This window comes from Sphingomonas sp. CCH9-F2 (assembly GCF_001556735.1).
GTDB classification, from domain to species: Bacteria; Pseudomonadota; Alphaproteobacteria; order Sphingomonadales; family Sphingomonadaceae; genus Sphingomonas; species Sphingomonas ginsenosidimutans.
This window is the reverse complement of record NZ_LSJO01000028.1, coordinates 1-254: the sequence shown is the minus strand read 5'-3', so window position 1 is coordinate 254 and position 254 is coordinate 1. Positions and strand designations below refer to the sequence as shown.

The window sequence follows — 254 nt, the reverse complement described above, 5'->3', positions numbered from 1 at the left end:
CCTCGCGCGCCGACACGGCGCCGGCGCGCACCGCCGCCGCAATCTCGCCCGCACGCCTCATGCCGCCGGCCCACGCAATGTCGTGGCGTGGCGGGTCAGCAGTTCCAGGTTGGACACCACCCCCGGCAGGCAGGCGTCGGGGATCGCGAACCCCGCCCGCGCCGCCGCGGCGATCGCGCCCGCCTCGCCCAGCGGCGGCAACATCGCGGCATCGCGCGCCGCCGCATCGCGCGCGAACCGCCCCGCCAGCGCGG

Annotated in this window: 1 protein-coding gene; it reads right to left on the bottom strand. The window is 79.5% G+C overall.

The window, feature by feature from the left end:
* Positions 1 to 57: 57 nt before the first annotated feature.
* On the bottom strand, positions 58 to 254 hold a 197-nt coding region (locus AX685_RS22155; RefSeq protein ID WP_082740389.1), incomplete at its 5' end, for a hypothetical protein.